Source organism: Enterobacter sp. UPMP2061 (genome assembly GCF_053709615.1).
Map to the genome: position 1 here is coordinate 608,023 of NZ_JBSKJP010000001.1, position 17,342 is coordinate 625,364.

Genomic DNA, 17,342 nt, shown 5'->3' on the forward strand with positions numbered 1-17,342 from the left:
TCGCATTACTGAGCCGCAAACAGGCCCAGGTGTTCTTTGGCGTAGGCCTCAAAATCAGTGCAGCCGCCGATGTGTTTCTGATCGAGGAAGATCTGCGGCACGGTTTCAACCGGTTTACCCACGGTTTTTTCCAGATCGGCTTTAGTGATGCCTTCCGCGTGGATATCCACGTAACGGAAGTTGAAATCATCACGTTCTTCAGTCAGTTTCTCTGCCAGCTCTTTCGCGCGTACACAGTAAGGGCATCCTGGACGACCAAAAATTACTGCAAACATTTCTCTCTCCTCAAAAAACAAGCCTGACGGCGAATGGCACCTATAGTGCACGATAACCTGCCGTCATGGAAAGAAGGTTTCACCTGTCACTTTGATACAGTCAGGCTATGTTTCGCCAATTACATCAGGTGGATCATTGCCTATACTGGCTGCCATACGTTTTACGCAACACAAAGAGAGACAAAATGACGCCAACCATTGACCTGCTTCGTTCCCACCGTTCCATTCGCCATTTCACCGATGAGCCGATTACCCAGGCGCAGCGGGAAGCGATCATCGACAGCGCAAGAGGCACCTCCAGCTCCAGCTTTTTGCAGTGCAGCTCCATTATCCGCATCACCGATCCGGCGATGCGTGAGCAGCTGGTAACGCTGACGGGCGGACAAAAGCACGTTGCCCAGGCGGCTGAGTTCTGGGTGTTCTGCGCCGATTTTAACCGTCATCTGCAAATCTGCCCCGAGGCCGAGCTGGGGCTGGCGGAACAGCTGCTGCTGGGCGTGGTGGATACGGCGCTGATGGCGCAAAACGCGTTCACGGCGGCGGAATCGCTGGGGCTTGGCGGCGTCTATATTGGCGGGCTGCGTAACAACATCGAAAGCGTGACGGAACTGCTGAAGCTGCCGAAACACGTGCTGCCGCTGTTTGGTCTGTGCCTCGGCTGGCCGGCGGATAACCCGGATCTGAAGCCGCGCATTCCTGCTGCGATGCTGGTGCATGAAAACCACTACCAGCCGGTCGACCAGGACGTTCTGCATCAATACGATGAAGAGCTGGCGAACTACTATCTGACGCGCGACAGCAACAACCGCCGCGACACCTGGAGCGACCATATTCGTCGCACCATCATCAAGGAGAACCGCCCGTTCATTCTTGATTACCTGCACAAACAGGGCTGGGCAACGCGGTAGTCCATTCCTCCTGCGCCTCGTGTATGATAGGCAGGCTTTTACCATGTCTTTAGAGAGGTGCAGGGTGAAAATTGCCATATTGTCCCGGGATGGAACGCTCTATTCATGTAAACGCCTGCGAGAAGCGGCGGCGAAACGCGGACATCAGATTGAGATCCTCGATCCGATGTCCTGCTATATGAACATCGACCCTGCGGCATCGTCGATTCATTACAAAGGCCGCAAACTCCCGCATTTTGATGCGGTGATCCCCCGCATTGGCTCCCAGATCACCTATTACGGTACGGCTGCGCTGCGCCAGTTTGAAATGCTGGGAAGCTATCCGCTCAACGAGTCCGTGGCGATCTCACGCGCCCGCGATAAGCTGCGCTCGCTGCAACTGCTGGCGCGCCAGGGGATCGATCTGCCCGTCACCGGGATTGCCCACTCCCCGGACGACACCAGCGATTTAATCGACATGGTGGGCGGTGCGCCGCTGGTTATTAAGCTGGTGGAAGGTACGCAGGGTATTGGGGTGGTACTGGCGGAGACGCGTCAGGCGGCGGAAAGCGTGATTGACGCGTTCCGCGGTCTGAATGCCCATATTCTGGTGCAGGAGTATATTAAAGAGGCCAACGGGTGCGACATCCGCTGCTTTGTGGTGGGCGATGAAGTGGTGGCCGCCATTGAGCGGCAGGCGAAAGAGGGCGACTTCCGCTCTAACCTGCACCGCGGCGGTATCGCGCGGGTGGCCCTTATCAGCGAGCGCGAGCGCGAGATTGCGGTGAAAGCGGCGCAGACGCTGGGCCTGGACGTGGCGGGGGTCGATCTGCTGCGTGCCGGGCGCGGGCCGCTGGTGATGGAAGTCAACGCCTCGCCGGGGCTGGAAGGGGTGGAAAAAACCACAGGCGTCGATATTGCAGGTAAAATGATCGCATGGATTGAACGCCATGCGACGCCGGGATTTTGCCTGAAAACGGGCGGTTAAATGGATCGGCGCGCACTTTTTGCGTAATCTGGACAACGTTTTTATTTAAGAGGCTGCACAGCGATGGATTTACAGGTCGTACCTACACTGGATACGTTACGTCAATGGCTCGATGATGCCGGTATTACTTTCTTCGAATGCGACTCCTGCCAGGCGCTGCATCTGCCTCACATGCAAAATTTCGATGGCATTTTCGATGCCAAAATCGATCTGATTAACGACGTGATCCTGTTCTCGGCGCTGGCTGAAGTAAAGCCTTCTGCGCTGCTGGCGCTGGCGTCTGATCTGTCAGCGATCAACGCCAGTTCTTTGACGGTGAAAGCGTTTCTCGACATACAGGATGATAATCTGCCAAAGCTGGTGGTTTGCCAGTCTTTATTCTCCGGCGCGGGGCTCTCCTTCAAGCAATTCGCCTGGTTTATGCGCCTGAGCGAAGAGCAAATTTCAATGGTAATGATGGAAGCCAACGCACATCACCTGCTGTATAGCGCGGAAGATGATGCCGAGAATAATGATGCATCTCCCAATTTTCTCCACTAAGCCTGTCTGACTTTTGCGCAGTCGCTGCCAGAGCGGCTGCATAACACCGTTTTTTCTGCTGCTTTTAACCTTTCTTTAAAGAGTTTTTCACCTCCTCTCCGGCCGTTTCGGCTTATCACGTAGACATAATCTGCATAAAAAATTGATAAAAGGCGTTTTTTCGTCTGGGCTATAGCCGGAGACACGGGCTACAGTTATTCTTGCGGTGCTTAAAAAAGCGAGCGGAACCTGCCGGGAAGAGGGGGGTATTTTATTTCGGGCAGAGCGACAAACTATGCATGATTATTGCATATCTTCAAGCTGCACAGTTTTGGTTCGTTTGTTAACGAACTTTCAGAAGGAATAACAATATGATCGCCTTGAATAAAAAATGGTTATCGGGTCTGGTTGCGGGTGCTCTGATGGCCGTCTCTGCCGGCACGCTCGCTGCGGAACAAAAAACGCTGCACGTCTATAACTGGTCTGACTATATTGCGCCGGACACCGTCGCGAATTTTGAAAAAGAGACCGGCATTAAGGTTGTCTACGACGTATTCGATTCCAACGAAGTGCTGGAAGGCAAACTGATGGCGGGCAGCACCGGTTTCGACCTGGTGGTGCCGTCGGCAAGCTTCCTGGAGCGTCAGCTGACCGCCGGTGTCTTCCAGCCGCTGGACAAGAGCAAATTACCGAACTGGAAGAACCTCGATCCGGACGTGCTGAAGCTGGTGGCGAAGCACGATCCGGAGAATAAATACGCGATGCCTTACCTGTGGGCGACAACCGGTATTGGCTATAACGTGGATAAAGTCAAAGCGGCGCTGGGCCCGGACGTCAAGCTGGACAGCTGGGACGTGGTGCTGAAGCCGGAAAACCTCGAGAAGCTGAAAAGCTGCGGCGTCTCTTTCCTCGATGCGCCGGAAGAGATTTTCGCCACCGTGCTTAACTATCTCGGCAAAGATCCTAACAGCAGCAAGGCCGACGACTACACCGGTCCGGCAACCGACCTGCTCCTGAAGCTGCGTCCGAATATTCGCTACTTCCACTCCTCTCAGTACATCAACGACCTGGCTAACGGGGATATCTGCGTGGCCATCGGCTGGGCGGGCGACGTCTGGCAGGCGGCGAACCGCGCGAAAGAGGCCAAAAACGGCGTGAATGTTTCCTACTTCATTCCGAAGGAGGGGGCGCTGGCGTTCTTCGACGTCTTCGCGATGCCGGCTGATGCGAAAAATAAAGAGGAAGCGTATCAATTCCTCAACTACCTGATGCGTCCGGAGGTGATTGCCCACATCAGCGACCATGTCTACTACGCCAACGGTAACAAGGCCTCCGTGCCGCTGGTGAGCGAAGAAATCCGCAATAATCCGGCGATCTATCCGCCAGCCGATGTGTTTGCCAAGCTCTTCACCCTGAAAGTGCAGGAACCGAAAATTGACCGTGTGCGTACCCGCGCGTGGACCAAGGTGAAAAGCGGTAAGTAACGGCGTTTGATATCGTTGCCCGGTGGCGCTGTCGCTTACCGGGCCGACAGATCCCGTAGGCCGGGCAAGCGTTAGCGCCGCCCGGCGATGCGCACCCTGACGGTGCGTTTGCACCAGTGTTGATCTATGCCGGAGAGCACCCCGTGAATGACGCGATCCCCCGCCCGCAGGCGAAAGTCCGTAAAGCGCTGACCCCGCTTCTTGAAATTCGTAACCTCACCAAATCCTTCGACGGCCAGCATGCCGTGGACGATGTCAGCCTGACGATCTACAAAGGTGAAATTTTTGCTTTGCTCGGTGCATCGGGCTGCGGCAAATCCACACTGCTGCGTATGCTGGCAGGCTTTGAACAGCCTACCGCCGGGCAGATCGTGCTGGATGGGGTAGACCTCTCCAGCGTGCCGCCGTACCAGCGGCCCATAAACATGATGTTCCAGTCCTATGCCCTGTTCCCGCACATGACCGTTGAGCAGAACATCGCCTTCGGCCTGAAGCAGGACAAACTGCCGAAAGCCGAAATCACCGCGCGCGTGGCAGAGATGCTGAGCCTGGTGCATATGCAGGAGTTTGCGAAGCGTAAGCCGCATCAGCTTTCCGGCGGCCAGCGTCAGCGCGTGGCGCTGGCAAGAAGTCTGGCGAAGCGACCAAAATTATTACTGCTCGACGAGCCGATGGGCGCGCTGGATAAAAAGCTGCGCGACCGGATGCAGCTGGAAGTGGTGGATATCCTCGAGCGCGTGGGGGTGACCTGCGTGATGGTGACCCACGATCAGGAAGAGGCGATGACCATGGCCGGGCGCATTGCGATCATGAATCGCGGTAAGTTCGTGCAGATCGGCGAGCCGGAAGAGATCTATGAACACCCGACAACCCGCTACAGCGCGGAGTTCATCGGCTCGGTGAACGTCTTCGAAGGGCTACTGAAGGAACGCCAGGACGACGGTCTGGTGATTGAATCGCCGGGGCTGGTGCACCCGCTGAAGGTTGATTCTGATAACTCCGTGGTGGACAACGTGCCGGTTTACGTTGCCCTGCGCCCGGAAAAAATCATGCTTTGCGATGAGCCGCCCGCCGATGGCTATAACTTTGCCGTGGGCGAAGTGGTGCACATTGCCTATCTCGGCGATCTGTCGATTTACCATGTGCGCCTGAAAAGCGGCCAGATGCTCAGCGCCCAGTTACAGAACGAACACCGGTATCGCAAGGGACAGCCAACCTGGGGCGACGAAGTGAGCCTCTGCTGGGATGCGGACAGTTGCGTAGTCCTGACGGTATAAGGAGCGGTCATGAGCACACTTGAACCTCCAGCCCGCGTCAAAAAACCGGGCGGTTTCGCGCTCTGGCTGGCGCGCATGCAGATGGCGCATGGCCGCAAGCTGGTCATCGCCATGCCCTATATCTGGCTGATCCTGCTGTTTCTGCTGCCGTTCCTGATCGTCTTTAAGATCAGCCTGGCGGAGATGGCGCGGGCGATCCCACCGTATACCGATCTGTGGGAGTGGGCCGACGGGCAGCTGACGCTGACCTTAAACCTCGGTAATTTCCTGCAACTGACCGACGATCCGCTCTATTTCGAAGCCTATTTGCAGTCGTTACAGGTTGCGGCTATTTCTACGATTTGCTGCTTGTTGATGGGCTACCCGCTGGCGTGGGCAGTGGCGCACAGCAAGCCGTCGACGCGAAATATTTTACTGCTGTTGGTCATTTTACCGTCGTGGACGTCGTTCCTGATCCGCGTGTACGCGTGGATGGGGATCCTGAAGAATAACGGCATACTGAATAACTTCCTGCTGTGGCTTGGGGTCATCGACCAGCCGCTGACGATCCTGCACACCAACCTTGCGGTGTATATCGGGATTGTCTATGCCTATCTGCCGTTTATGGTGCTGCCAATCTATACGGCGCTGACGCGAATCGATTACTCGCTGGTGGAAGCCTCGCTGGATCTCGGCGCACGCCCGTTGAAGACTTTCTTCAGCGTCATTGTGCCGCTCACCAAAGGCGGGATCATCGCCGGATCGATGCTGGTGTTTATCCCGGCGGTCGGGGAGTTTGTGATCCCGGAACTGCTCGGCGGCCCGGACAGCATCATGATTGGCCGCGTGCTGTGGCAGGAGTTCTTCAATAACCGCGACTGGCCGGTGGCCTCGGCGGTGGCGATCGTCATGTTACTGCTGCTGATCGTGCCGATCATGTGGTTCCACAAACATCAGCAGAAACAGATGGGAGACCACGGATGAACAACTTACCGGTAGTACGCTCCCCGTGGCGAATTGCGATCCTGATTATCGGCTTTACCTTCCTGTATGCGCCAATGCTGATGCTGGTGATCTACTCGTTCAACAGCTCTAAGCTGGTCACCGTCTGGGCGGGCTGGTCGACGCGCTGGTACAGCGAGCTGTTCCACGATGATGCGATGATGAGCGCGGTGGGGCTGAGCCTGACCATTGCGGCGCTGGCGGCGACGATGGCCTGCGTGCTGGGCACTATCGCCGCGCTGGTGATGGTGCGCTTTGGCCGTTTCCGCGGGGCGAATGGTTTCGCGTTTATGATCACCGCCCCGCTGGTCATGCCGGACGTGATCACCGGCCTGTCGCTGCTGCTGCTGTTTGTCGCGCTGGCGCACGCCATCGGCTGGCCAGCGGATCGCGGGATGCTCACCATCTGGCTGGCACATGTCACCTTCTGTACGGCGTATGTGGCGGTGGTGATCTCCTCGCGGCTGCGCGAGCTGGATCGCTCCATTGAAGAGGCGGCGATGGATCTCGGCGCAACGCCGCTGAAGGTCTTTTTCATCATCACGCTGCCGATGATTATGCCGGCGGTGATCTCCGGCTGGCTGCTGGCGTTCACGCTCTCGCTCGACGATCTGGTTATCGCCAGCTTTGTGTCGGGACCGGGCGCGACGACGCTGCCGATGCTGGTCTTCTCCAGCGTGCGGATGGGGGTGAATCCGGAGATCAACGCCCTGGCGTCCATCATCCTTGGCGTGGTCGGAATTGTCGGATTTATCGCCTGGTATTTGATGGCGCGCGCGGAAAAACAGCGTGTGCGCGATATCCAGCGTGCAAGACGCGGCTGAAGGAATTACTATTTCCAGTGATGTGCCGCGTATGACGCGGCACTGTTTTTCAGGGAAGTAAAAACATTGGGATTCTTACAAAAAACACGTCATTCGCACGCTCGTCCGAACGTCCCTGCACTGGTGCAGGTGGCGGCGCTCGCCATTATTATGATCCGCTGCCTGGATGTGCTGATGATAATGAACACGCTGGGTCCGCGCGGAATGGGGGAATTTATTCACCGCAGCGCGCAGACGTGGAATCTGACGCTGGTGTTTCTCAGCAGCCTGATGCTGGTGTTTATTGAGATCTACTGTGCGTTCTCGCTGGTGAAAGGACGTAACTGGGCGCGCTGGGTGTATCTGCTTACGCAGATCACCGCCGCAGGCTACCTGTGGGCCGCCTCGCTGGGCTATGGCTATCCGGAGCTGTTCAGCATACCCGGTGAGTCGCGACGCGAGATTTTCCATTCACTGGTGATGCAAAAACTGCCGGATATGCTGGTGCTCTGCCTGCTTTATCTCCCGGCTTCCAGTCGGCGGTTCTTCCGCCTGCAATAATGTGTATAATCGCAGCCCTCGTGTTTGTTAAGGTTTTCATATGCAGTGCGCACTCTATGACGCCGGACGCTGCCGCTCCTGTCAGTGGATAGAACAGCCGGTCTCTCAACAACTCACCGCCAAAATGGCCGACCTGCAACAGCTGCTGACAGCACATGCGGTGGGCGAGTGGTGCGCACCCGTCAGTGGCCCGGAACAGGGCTTTCGCAATAAAGCCAAAATGGTGGTCAGCGGCAGCGTTGAAAAGCCGCTGCTGGGGATGCTGCACCGCGACGGCACGCCGGAAGATTTAACCGACTGCCCGCTATATCCCGCCTCGTTTGAGCCGGTGTTTAGCGCGCTGAAACCGTTTATCGCCCGGGCGGGGTTAACGCCCTATAACGTTGCCCGCAGGCGCGGCGAGCTGAAATACCTTTTGCTGACCGAAAGCCAGATCGACGGCGGGATGATGCTGCGCTTTGTGCTGCGTTCGGAAAACAAGCTGGAGCAGCTGCGCGCGGCGCTTCCGGGGTTGCAGGAACAGCTTCCGCAGCTCAAGGTTATCACCGCGAATATTCAGCCGGTGCATATGGCGATCATGGAAGGGGAGAAAGAGATTTTCTTCACCGAACAGCATGCGCTGGCGGAGAGCTTTAACGGCGTGCCGCTGTGGATCCGTCCGCAAAGCTTCTTCCAGACTAACCCCACCGTCGCCAGCGCGCTGTATGCCACCGCGCGCGACTGGGTGCGTGCGTTACAGGTTCATCACATGTGGGATCTGTTCTGCGGCGTCGGCGGCTTTGGTCTGCACTGTGCCACGCCAGACATGCAGCTCACCGGAATTGAGATCTCCGCCGAAGCGATTGCCTGCGCGAAGCAGTCCGCCGCAGAGCTGGGGCTGACGAATCTGCACTTCCAGGCGCTGGACTCGACCCGGTTCGCCACCGGACAGGGCAACGTGCCGGAGCTGGTGCTGGTGAACCCGCCGCGCCGGGGTATCGGCCAGGCGCTCTGCGACTACCTGAGCCAGATGGCGCCGGAGTACATTGTCTACTCCAGCTGTAACGCGCAGACCATGGCGAAGGATATCGCCAGCCTGCCGGGCTACCGCATTGCGCGCGTTCAGCTTTTCGATATGTTCCCCCATACCGCCCATTATGAAGTGTTGACGTTGTTAACCAAAGCGCAGGCCAGGTAAGGCGAAGCCGCCACCCGACATAAACCCCGCACAATGTTCAACAAAATGTGAACTCTTCCCCCGCTCGAAATCAGGTAAGCTTACGTCATAACAAATGATTGAAGGCTTACCCATGAAGCAGATCCTGCTGGTAGAAGACGACCACGATATCGCGGCACTCCTGCGTCTTAATCTGGAAGATGAAGGCTACGCCATTACCCACGAGCCCGACGGGGGCAACGCCTTACAACGTCTTGAAACACAGCCGTGGGACGCGGTGATCCTCGATCTGATGCTGCCGAATGTCGATGGTCTGGAGATTTGCCGCCGTATCCGCCAGATGACCCGCTACCTGCCCATTATCATCATTAGCGCCCGCAGCAGTGAAACTGACCGTATTACCGGCCTGGAAACCGGGGCGGATGATTATCTGGCAAAACCTTTCTCGGTGCAGGAGCTGATTGCCCGCATTAAGGCGCTGTTTCGCCGTCAGCAGGCGATGGGCCAGGCGCAGACGGACGGCATTATTCAGGCGCACGGACTGACTATCGATCCGCTGGCGCGCACCGTGCGCCTTAACGGCCAACACGTCGATCTCACCCCGCGCGAATTTGAACTGCTCTATTTCTTTGCCCGCCATCCCGGAGAGGTCTTTTCGCGGCTGACACTGCTGGAGCAGGTATGGGGGTATCAGCACGAAGGCTACGAACACACCGTCAATACCCACATTAACCGCCTGCGCATTAAAATAGAGAAAGATGCCGCCGAGCCGGAGATCGTTCGCACCGTCTGGGGCAAAGGCTACAAATTTGCGGAGCAGAATCATGATGCGTCGCTTTAGCCTGAGCCAGCGCCTGACGCTGCTGTTTACGGCGTTACTGCTGCTCTGCGCCACCGTCGCCTGTGCGGTGCAGCTCTACAGTAGCATGCAGTACGGCAATGCGATGGTGCAGCGGCTCTCCGGTGGGCTGGCGCAGCAGATTGTGCAGCGGGAAGCGATTCTGGATGCGCAGGGCAGGGTGGATCGCAGCGCCTTAAAACCGCTGTTCGACCGGCTGATGACCTTTAATCCGAGCGTCGAGCTGTATGTTGTCTCGCCAGATGGCGATATCCTGGCCGATGCCGCCCCGCCGGGGCACATTCAGCGGCAAAAAATTGACCTCGCGCCGATACAGAATTTCCTCAGCGGGACGGTGATGCCGGTGTTTGGCGACGATCCCCGAAGCCAGAATAAGAAAGTCTTCAGCGCCACCCCGCTGCGGCAGGACGGTGAGCTGAAGGGGTATCTGTACATTATTTTGCAGGGGGAGGAGTCCAACGCGCTGGCGGAGATGGCCTGGCACAAAGCGCTCTGGAGTACGGCGCTGTGGTCGATGCTGCTGGTGGCGCTGTTTGGTCTGCTGGCGGGGTTGCTGCTCTGGTACTGGGTGACGCGCCCGGTTAAAGAGCTCACGCTGGACGTGGCCGGGCTGGAGCAGGACAGCATCAGCGCGATTAAGCAGCTGGCGGCCCAGCCGCTTGAGCCTGCCGGCCAGGATGAAGTGGCGATCCTGCGCAATACCTTTATCGAGCTGGCGCGCAAAATCACCTCTCAGTGGGATCGGCTGGCCGACAGCGACCGCCAGCGCCGGGAGTTTATCGCCAACATTTCGCACGACTTACGCACCCCGCTGACGTCGCTGCTGGGTTATCTGGAAACGCTGTCGCTGAAATCCGCAACGCTGTCGCCGCAGGAGCATCAGCAGTACCTCGCTACCGCGCTGCGTCAGGGGCAAAAGGTACGCCATCTGTCGCAGCAGCTGTTCGAGCTGGCGCGTCTTGAGCACGGCGGCATCAAGCCCCAGCGCGAGCGTTTTGCCATGGCTGAACTGATTTCCGACGTGGCGCAAAAGTTTGAACTCGCTGCCCGCACGCGTGAGTTAAATCTGCACATTGACGTCCCGGGTCCGCTGCCGCAGGTGTTGGCCGATGTTTCCATGATTGAACGGGTGGTGACGAATCTGCTGGATAATGCGATACGCCATACCCCAGCAGGTGGAGACATTCGTCTGGCGGTGTGGCAGGAGAACGACCGGTTACAGGTTGAAGTGGCCGACAGCGGAACGGGTGTTGATGCCGCATTACGGGACGATCTGTTCCAGCGTCCGTCAGCGTTAAATCCACAGGCCTCGCGGGAGCACCGGGGCGGGTTAGGGCTGTTAATCGTGAAAAGAATGCTGGAGCTGCACGGCGGGGGGATCAGGCTGATGGAGTCCGTGAGCGGGGCACGGTTCAGGTTCTTTGTGCCGCTTTAAGAAATTGCCGGGTGGCGGCTTCGCCTTACCCGGCCTACAGACCACCCCCGTAGGCCAGGTCACCCGGCAAAAAAGGTTATTGCGGGAACCACTGCTCGCTGATTTTCTGGTACGTGCCGTCAGCTTTGATCGCTTTCAGCGCGCCGTTCAGTTTCTCAAGCAGGGCCTTGTTATCCGGACGCACGGCAATACCGAGGCCAGTGCCGAAATACTGCGGATCGGTCACTTTCTCCGTCGCTGTACCCAGCTGCGGGTTGGTTTTCAGCCACTCATTCACGACCGCGGTGTCGCCAAATACGCCATCAATACGGCCATTTTTCAGGTCGATAATGGCGTTCTGGTAGCTGTCGTAGGCCACGGTTTTCACTTCAGGATGCTTGTCCTGGAGGTATTTCTGGTGCGTGGTGCCGTTCTCCATGCCGATGCGCTTGCCTTTCAGCTCGTCGAAAGATTTATAAGCCCCTTTCTTCGCAATCACCACCGCAGAGTTCGCGTAGTACGGGTCGGTGAACGCGACCTGCTTGCTGCGCTCTGGCGTGATGTCCATGCCGGAGATCACCGCGTCGTACTTTTTAAATTTCAGGGACGGGATCAGGCTGTCAAATGCGTGGTTAGTAAAGGTGCAGTCGGCCTGCATCTGCTTGCACAGCGCTTTCGCCAGGTCGATGTCGAAGCCGACGATCTGGTTGCTGGCATCCAGCGATTCAAACGGCGGATAGGTGGCAGAAACGCCGAAATTGATTTTATCGGCGGCGGATGCGCCAGCGGCGAAGGTTGCGAGTAATGCGGCCAGAACTAACTTTTTCATTGTAATGCTCCCGTCTGTCAATCTTGTCATTATGCGCCGTGTCTGCGGCATGGATGTACAATGCCACTCAATGAATTTATATGCAATAAATATGATTAAATATTATTTAATGCATAAAAAAATGCGGGTAACCCATCAGGTTACCCGCACTACGAAAACAGCTTTATGCATTAAGTCGATTAATTTCTGCGCTCAAACGCCAGCGCCTTACGCTCGATAAGACGCATCATCAGGGTCAGCAGACCGTTGACCACCAGATAGACCAGACCCGCCGCACCGAACACCATCACGTCGTAGGTGCGTCCGTACAGCAGCTGTCCGTGGCCCATCACTTCCATCAGGGTGATGGTGTAGGCCAGAGAGGTACTTTTGAACACCAGCACGACTTCGTTGGAATAGGAAGAGAGGGCGCGCTTAAAGGCATAAGGCAGCAGGATCGCCAGCGTATCCTTCTTGCTCATGCCCAGCGCCCCGCAGGACTGCCACTGGCCTTCCGGGATCGCGCGAATGGCGCCGTAGAACAGCTGCGTGGTATAGGCCGCGCTGTTCAGGGAGAGGGCAATCAGGGCGCAGAGCCATGGCTCAGAGAGCAGATGCCAGATAACCGGATATTCCTGTAACGACGGGAACTGGCCCGGGCCGTAGTAAATCAGGAAGATCTGCACCAGCAGCGGCGTTCCGGTGAAGAGCGTAATGTAGCCACGTACAATCCACACCAGCACCGGCGTTTTCAGCGTCAGGACGATGGTGAAGATCAGCGCCAGGATCAGCGCCACGATGATAGACGCGACGGTCAGCGTCAGGCTGGTGTGCAGCCCTTTCATCAGTTCGGGTAAATAATCCAGCATCAGCCTGGTCTCCGTTCAAAACGCGTTGCGCGCAGATCAATACGCTTCAGAACGTACTGGCTCAGCAACGTGATCACCAGGTAGATAGCCGCCGCGACGATGTACCAGGTAAACGGCTCCTGCGTACGGGTGGCGATACTTTTGGTTTGCAACATCAAATCGTTCACGCTGATCAGGCTCACCAGCGCGGTATCTTTCAGCAGTACCAGCCACTGGTTACCCAGCCCTGGCAGGGCATGACGCCACATCTGCGGCATCACCAGGCGGAAGAAGATCGCCGCTTTCGACAGACCCAGCGCCTGGCCGGATTCCCATTGACCCTGCGGTACCGCTTTCAGCGCGCCGCGCAGCGTTTGTGACGCATAGGCCGAATAGAGCAGGGAGAGCGCAATCACGCCGCACAGGAACGGGCTGACGTCGAAGTTCTCAATCTGCATCTGCACCGGGATCTGCGCAAAGCCGAGATTAATCGTGAAGCCGTCCGACAGCGTTAACAGCAGCTGTGAGGAGCCGAAATAGATAAACAGGACCACCAGAATTTCCGGCAGTCCACGCAGCACAGTCACCAGCGCTGAACCGAGCCATGCGACAGGGCGCCACTTAACGGACTCCCACACCGCAAAGAACATCGCCAGTACGAGGCCGATAATCAGTGCACAAACGGCAAGGCCGACGGTCATCCCGGCGGCGCTTGCTAAAGGAAAAATTTCATTCATCAGGAATTACTTCTGGAACCATTTTTTGTAGATGGTTTCGTAGGTGCCGTCTTTCTTCACTTTTTCCAGCGCAGCGTTGAATTTCTGCTGCAACTCGGTATTGCCCTGACGTACGGCAATACCCAGACCTGTACCGAAGTAGTCTTTATCGGTCACCTTGTCACCCACGGCGGCCAGCTTGTCGTTCGCTTTCAGCCATTCAGTCACAACAGCCGTGTCCCCGAACACCGCATCGATACGACCGTTTTGCAGGTCCAGCTTCGCATTCTGGTAGCTGTCATACGGCACGGTGGTGATTTCCGGATGCTTATCCATGATGAATTTCTGGTGCGTGGTGCCGTTCTGCACGCCGACTTTCTTGCCTTTCAGCAGGTCAACGGAGGCGTATTTACCTTTCTGACCGATGAACAGGGCCGAGTTGTCATAATAAGGGGTGGTGAACAGAACCTGCTTTTCACGCTCCGGAGTGATGTCCATTCCGGCCATTACGGCGTCGATACGGCGGAACTTCAGGCTTGGGATCAGGCTGTCGAACGCCTGGTTGCTGAAGGTACAGGTCGCGTCGATTTCTTTACACAGGGCGTTTGCCAGGTCCACGTCGAAGCCAACAATCTTGTTGTTCGCATCAATGGATTCAAACGGAGGGTAGGACGCTTCAGTGGCGAAACGGATGGTCTGGGCTGCGGTAGCGGAAAGGCTGACGCTAGCAAGCAGCGCGGCAATCAATACTTTTTTCATTATAATTTCCCTAACACATCAGTGAGATAAATAGTTTTTGAAGGCATCGGTTTGCGGGTTAGTGAAGCAGCTCGCGTCACCCTGCTCAACGATATACCCGTTTTCCATATAGACCACGCGGCTGGCGGTTTTGCGCGCCACTTCCACCTCGTGGGTCACGATGACCTGGGTAATGTTGGTTTCCGCCAGCTCACGAATAATGCTCACGATCTGGGCGGTAATTTCCGGGTCCAGCGCCGCGGTTGGCTCGTCAAACAGCAGCACTGCCGGCTCCATCATCAGCGCACGGGCGATCGCCACACGCTGTTGCTGACCACCAGAGAGGTGTAAAGGGTACCGGTCGCTGTACGGTTTCAGACGCAGACGTTCCAGCAGCTTTTCCGCACGCGCCATCGCCTGGTCTTTGCTTAAGCCAAGCACGCGGCACGGGGCTTCAATCAGGTTTTGCACCACCGTCAGATGCGGCCAGAGATTGTATTGCTGGAAAACCATGCCCACGTTTTGACGCAGTTCACGAATCGCTTTATCAGACGGGGTTTTCGCGAAGTCAAAATGGTTACCGGCGATGGCCAGCGTCCCCGAACGGGGCATTTCAAGCAGATTAAGAACACGCAGAAGGGAGCTTTTTCCCGCGCCGCTTGGGCCGAGCAAAACCAGCGTTTCGCCCTCCGGGCAACTCAGCGTAATGTCGAACAGCGCCTGGTGTGCGCCGTAGAAGCAGTTAATGCCGTTTAGTTTAATACTCATCGGGGCAGTCTTTACTCATCCAGGCAATCTATAGCAATTGAGGCCGCAGATAGTACCGTTGACAGAATAGTTATGCAATATTTCTGCGTTAAAAGTTAAATATAACCCGTGTTTCCTCTTAAACATAGCACAAAATAGCGACGGGAAAGGGGGGCGAGTATAAATGTCGGCATTCCGCAGGAAATGCCGGACATTTTACGGGGTTAACGTTTATTGAACGGAGGCGTTAGCGGTTCTCGATCGACTGGCGAAGGGTGCCCGCCGGGGCATGAACGCTGCCGCCAATGTAGCGCACATCGTCTATTGCCCAGCACTGGCCTTCACGGATCATCAGCACCTCATCCTGCCAGGTTTGCGTCCCCTGGGTGAGCTTCACGCGCAGGGGAATATTGCGTGCGTCGGTATTCGGTATGGTGGACGCGCTGGCAACGTCGGCGCTGTCCGGCAGCGTGGCGCGGCTGGAGAACGGATCGGATGACAGCAGGGCGTTGTGCTGCGGATCGCGCGAAGCGTCGGTGAGCAGTTTCGCCAGATTATCGCTCAGGTACGGGCGCAGGGCGGTCAGGTCATTACCGCGATGCTGAATACGGTAATCATAAAATTGTTGCGCCACGGCATCCGGGCCACCCTCAATACAAGGGCCGCTGCGGGTTCCGATATCCTTAAAGGCTGGCGTGACCGGCGTTGTGCAGGCGCTGAGCACCAGCGCGCATGGCACTAAAAGCGTTAAAGCAGAGTAGCGCATGTTGATTTCCTTATTTATTAACTATCCTTTCAATCATAGCGTAACGAACCGATAATGCTGTCGCTAACGCATTGAACGCTAAAGAAGGAGAGAAAGTATGCAATTTTCAACAACGCCAACCCTGGAAGGTCAACCGATTACCGAGTACTGCGGCGTGGTCACCGGTGAGGCGATTCTGGGCGCCAACATTTTCCGCGATTTCTTTGCCGGCATTCGGGATATCGTCGGGGGTCGTTCCGGCGCGTACGAGAAAGAGCTGCGTAAAGCGCGCGAGATTGCGTTTAAGGAGCTGGGCGAGCAGGCCAAAGCGCTGGGCGCGGATGCGGTGGTGGGCATTGATATCGACTACGAAACGGTCGGGAAAGATGCCAGCATGCTGATGGTGAGCGTAAGCGGCACGGCGGTGAAGACCCGTCGATGAAGCGTTCGCTCTCAACCCTCCTGCTGGCGATGTTGCTGGCAGGATGCGCCTCGGAAGAGGGCATTGTTGATAAAGGCGCGTACGAGCTGGATACGCGCCATCAGGCGCAGGCGGCCTACCCGCGTATAAAGGTGCTGGTTATTCACTACACCGCCGATGATTTCGACACCTCGCTTGCGACCCTGACCGATAAAAACGTCAGCTCTCACTATCTCATCCCCGCAAAGCCGCCAGCTCCGCAGGGCAAACCGCGTATCTGGCAGCTGGTCCCGGAGAGCGAACTGGCCTGGCATGCGGGCATCAGCTTCTGGCGTGGCACCAACCGCATAAATGATACCTCCGTCGGCATTGAGCTGGAAAACCGCGGCTGGCGGAAAACCGGTGACGTGAAAACCTTTACCCCCTTCGAACCGGGGCAAATTGCGGCGCTGATCCCGCTTGCCAGAGACATCATCGCCCGCTACGACATTAAACCGCAGAACGTGGTGGCACACTCGGATATCGCCCCGCAGCGTAAAGACGATCCTGGCCCGCTGTTTCCGTGGCGCGAACTGGCGCAGCAGGATATCGGAGCCTGGCCCGATCCGGCGCGCGTGGATTTTTATATCAACGGGCGACCGCATTATCAGCAGGTTGATACCGCAGCACTGCTCGATTTGCTGGCGCGCTACGGTTACGAGGTGCCAGAAAACAGTACGCCCGAACAGCAAAAACGCATCATCATGGTTTTCCAGATGCATTTCCGTCCGCAGTTATGGAATGGCGTAGCGGATGTGGAAACCATGGCGATTGCCGAAGCACTTTTAGAGAAATACGGGCAGGGGTAAACCTTCGGACTACCCCCGAATGAGTATATTTTCGTAAGTTTCTATCAGATTAATCCTAAGTACAAACTCATTTCATTTTTAGTTAATTGACTTAAAATTATCCGGATTTAAGATGGACACATAGCGCGCTAAGTAATTTGGCGAATTAATAAAAAGCTTCACTCTATTTTTGTTTATTCTTGACGTTTTCATCAGGAAAAATATTTATGGCTCGGTAACAACACCGTGGCCATGCTTTTTAAAAATCACATCTTAAATCGGGTATAA

Annotated in this window: 20 protein-coding genes; 13 read left to right on the forward strand and 7 right to left on the reverse strand. The window is 56.4% G+C overall.

The genetic code is table 11. From position 1 onward, the window contains the following. Window positions 1–5: 5 nt before the first annotated feature. Window positions 6–275, reverse strand: coding sequence for a GrxA family glutaredoxin (locus ACWKXX_RS02885; protein ID WP_006809455.1), 270 nt, complete (start codon window positions 273–275; stop codon window positions 6–8). Window positions 276–460: 185 nt separating this feature from the next. Between ACWKXX_RS02885 and nfsA the strand changes: the two genes are divergently transcribed. From nfsA to ACWKXX_RS02940, 11 genes are all read left to right on the forward strand, one after another. Then, a complete protein-coding gene (nfsA, locus tag ACWKXX_RS02890; RefSeq protein ID WP_015571015.1) occupies window positions 461–1,183 on the forward strand; it encodes a nitroreductase NfsA in 723 nt (240 codons plus the stop codon). A gap of 64 nt (window positions 1,184–1,247) precedes the next feature. Beyond that, window positions 1,248–2,150 (forward strand): 30S ribosomal protein S6--L-glutamate ligase, encoded by a 903-nt coding sequence (gene rimK / locus ACWKXX_RS02895; protein ID WP_017693733.1) that lies wholly within the window; start codon window positions 1,248–1,250, stop codon window positions 2,148–2,150. A 63-nt stretch (window positions 2,151–2,213) separates the two neighbouring features. Beyond that, on the forward strand, window positions 2,214–2,690 hold the full coding sequence (locus ACWKXX_RS02900; protein WP_003858385.1) for a YbjN domain-containing protein: 477 nt from the start codon (window positions 2,214–2,216) through the stop codon (window positions 2,688–2,690). Window positions 2,691–3,040: 350 nt separating this feature from the next. Next, entirely contained in the window at window positions 3,041–4,153 is a 1,113-nt protein-coding gene (gene potF, locus ACWKXX_RS02905) for a spermidine/putrescine ABC transporter substrate-binding protein PotF (protein ID WP_015571013.1), read from the forward strand. Between the two features lie 143 nt (window positions 4,154–4,296). Next, complete coding sequence (gene potG, locus ACWKXX_RS02910) at window positions 4,297–5,430, forward strand: putrescine ABC transporter ATP-binding subunit PotG (RefSeq protein ID WP_017693732.1); 1,134 nt, start codon at window positions 4,297–4,299, stop codon at window positions 5,428–5,430. A gap of 9 nt (window positions 5,431–5,439) precedes the next feature. Further along, a complete protein-coding gene (gene potH / locus ACWKXX_RS02915; RefSeq protein ID WP_017693731.1) occupies window positions 5,440–6,393 on the forward strand; it encodes a putrescine ABC transporter permease PotH in 954 nt (317 codons plus the stop codon). Next, window positions 6,390–7,235, forward strand: a complete 846-nt coding sequence (potI, locus tag ACWKXX_RS02920; RefSeq protein WP_003858378.1) for a putrescine ABC transporter permease PotI — start codon at window positions 6,390–6,392, stop codon at window positions 7,233–7,235. The genes potH and potI overlap by 4 nt, the downstream gene beginning before the upstream one ends. 42 nt (window positions 7,236–7,277) lie before the next feature. Further along, window positions 7,278–7,775: a YbjO family protein gene (locus tag ACWKXX_RS02925; RefSeq protein ID WP_085929694.1), complete on the forward strand. Its 498-nt coding sequence runs from the start codon at window positions 7,278–7,280 to the stop codon at window positions 7,773–7,775. 40 nt (window positions 7,776–7,815) lie between these two features. Beyond that, on the forward strand, window positions 7,816–8,952 hold the full coding sequence (rlmC, locus tag ACWKXX_RS02930; protein WP_032670247.1) for a 23S rRNA (uracil(747)-C(5))-methyltransferase RlmC: 1,137 nt from the start codon (window positions 7,816–7,818) through the stop codon (window positions 8,950–8,952). A gap of 112 nt (window positions 8,953–9,064) precedes the next feature. Next, window positions 9,065–9,772: a response regulator transcription factor gene (locus tag ACWKXX_RS02935; RefSeq protein ID WP_059295728.1), complete on the forward strand. Its 708-nt coding sequence runs from the start codon at window positions 9,065–9,067 to the stop codon at window positions 9,770–9,772. Beyond that, the gene (locus ACWKXX_RS02940) at window positions 9,756–11,225 is read left to right on the forward strand and encodes a sensor histidine kinase (RefSeq protein WP_023296194.1); all 1,470 of its coding nucleotides are present in this window, start codon (window positions 9,756–9,758) and stop codon (window positions 11,223–11,225) included. The genes ACWKXX_RS02935 and ACWKXX_RS02940 overlap by 17 nt, the downstream gene beginning before the upstream one ends. Window positions 11,226–11,301: 76 nt before the next feature. Here the strand turns inward: ACWKXX_RS02940 and artJ are convergent, their stop codons facing one another. The 6 genes from artJ to ACWKXX_RS02970 all read right to left on the reverse strand — a co-directional run bounded on the left by artJ (window position 11,302) and on the right by ACWKXX_RS02970 (window position 15,827). Next, window positions 11,302–12,033 (reverse strand): arginine ABC transporter substrate-binding protein ArtJ, encoded by a 732-nt coding sequence (gene artJ / locus ACWKXX_RS02945; protein ID WP_015571008.1) that lies wholly within the window; start codon window positions 12,031–12,033, stop codon window positions 11,302–11,304. A gap of 179 nt (window positions 12,034–12,212) precedes the next feature. Continuing rightward, complete coding sequence (gene artM / locus ACWKXX_RS02950; protein ID WP_003858369.1) at window positions 12,213–12,881, reverse strand: arginine ABC transporter permease ArtM; 669 nt, start codon at window positions 12,879–12,881, stop codon at window positions 12,213–12,215. Continuing rightward, window positions 12,881–13,597, reverse strand: coding sequence for an arginine ABC transporter permease ArtQ (artQ, locus tag ACWKXX_RS02955; RefSeq protein WP_003858367.1), 717 nt, complete (start codon window positions 13,595–13,597; stop codon window positions 12,881–12,883). The genes artM and artQ overlap by 1 nt, the downstream gene beginning before the upstream one ends. A 6-nt stretch (window positions 13,598–13,603) precedes the next feature. After that, window positions 13,604–14,335, reverse strand: coding sequence for an arginine ABC transporter substrate-binding protein ArtI (gene artI, locus ACWKXX_RS02960; protein ID WP_006174322.1), 732 nt, complete (start codon window positions 14,333–14,335; stop codon window positions 13,604–13,606). A gap of 18 nt (window positions 14,336–14,353) precedes the next feature. Continuing rightward, a complete protein-coding gene (gene artP, locus ACWKXX_RS02965) occupies window positions 14,354–15,082 on the reverse strand; it encodes an arginine ABC transporter ATP-binding protein ArtP (protein ID WP_006809439.1) in 729 nt (242 codons plus the stop codon). A 226-nt stretch (window positions 15,083–15,308) separates the two neighbouring features. Continuing rightward, window positions 15,309–15,827: a lipoprotein gene (locus ACWKXX_RS02970; protein WP_015571007.1), complete on the reverse strand. Its 519-nt coding sequence runs from the start codon at window positions 15,825–15,827 to the stop codon at window positions 15,309–15,311. A 97-nt stretch (window positions 15,828–15,924) separates the two neighbouring features. Between ACWKXX_RS02970 and ACWKXX_RS02975 the strand changes: the two genes are divergently transcribed. Both ACWKXX_RS02975 and ACWKXX_RS02980 read left to right on the forward strand, forming a co-directional pair. Then, a complete protein-coding gene (locus tag ACWKXX_RS02975) occupies window positions 15,925–16,248 on the forward strand; it encodes a heavy metal-binding domain-containing protein (protein ID WP_006174327.1) in 324 nt (107 codons plus the stop codon). Then, window positions 16,245–17,075 carry an N-acetylmuramoyl-L-alanine amidase gene (locus ACWKXX_RS02980; protein WP_126543151.1) on the forward strand — a complete coding sequence of 277 codons (831 nt, stop codon included), beginning with the start codon at window positions 16,245–16,247 and terminating at the stop codon, window positions 17,073–17,075. Before ACWKXX_RS02975 ends, ACWKXX_RS02980 begins: the two co-directional genes overlap by 4 nt. The last annotated feature ends 267 nt before the right edge of the window (window positions 17,076–17,342 follow it).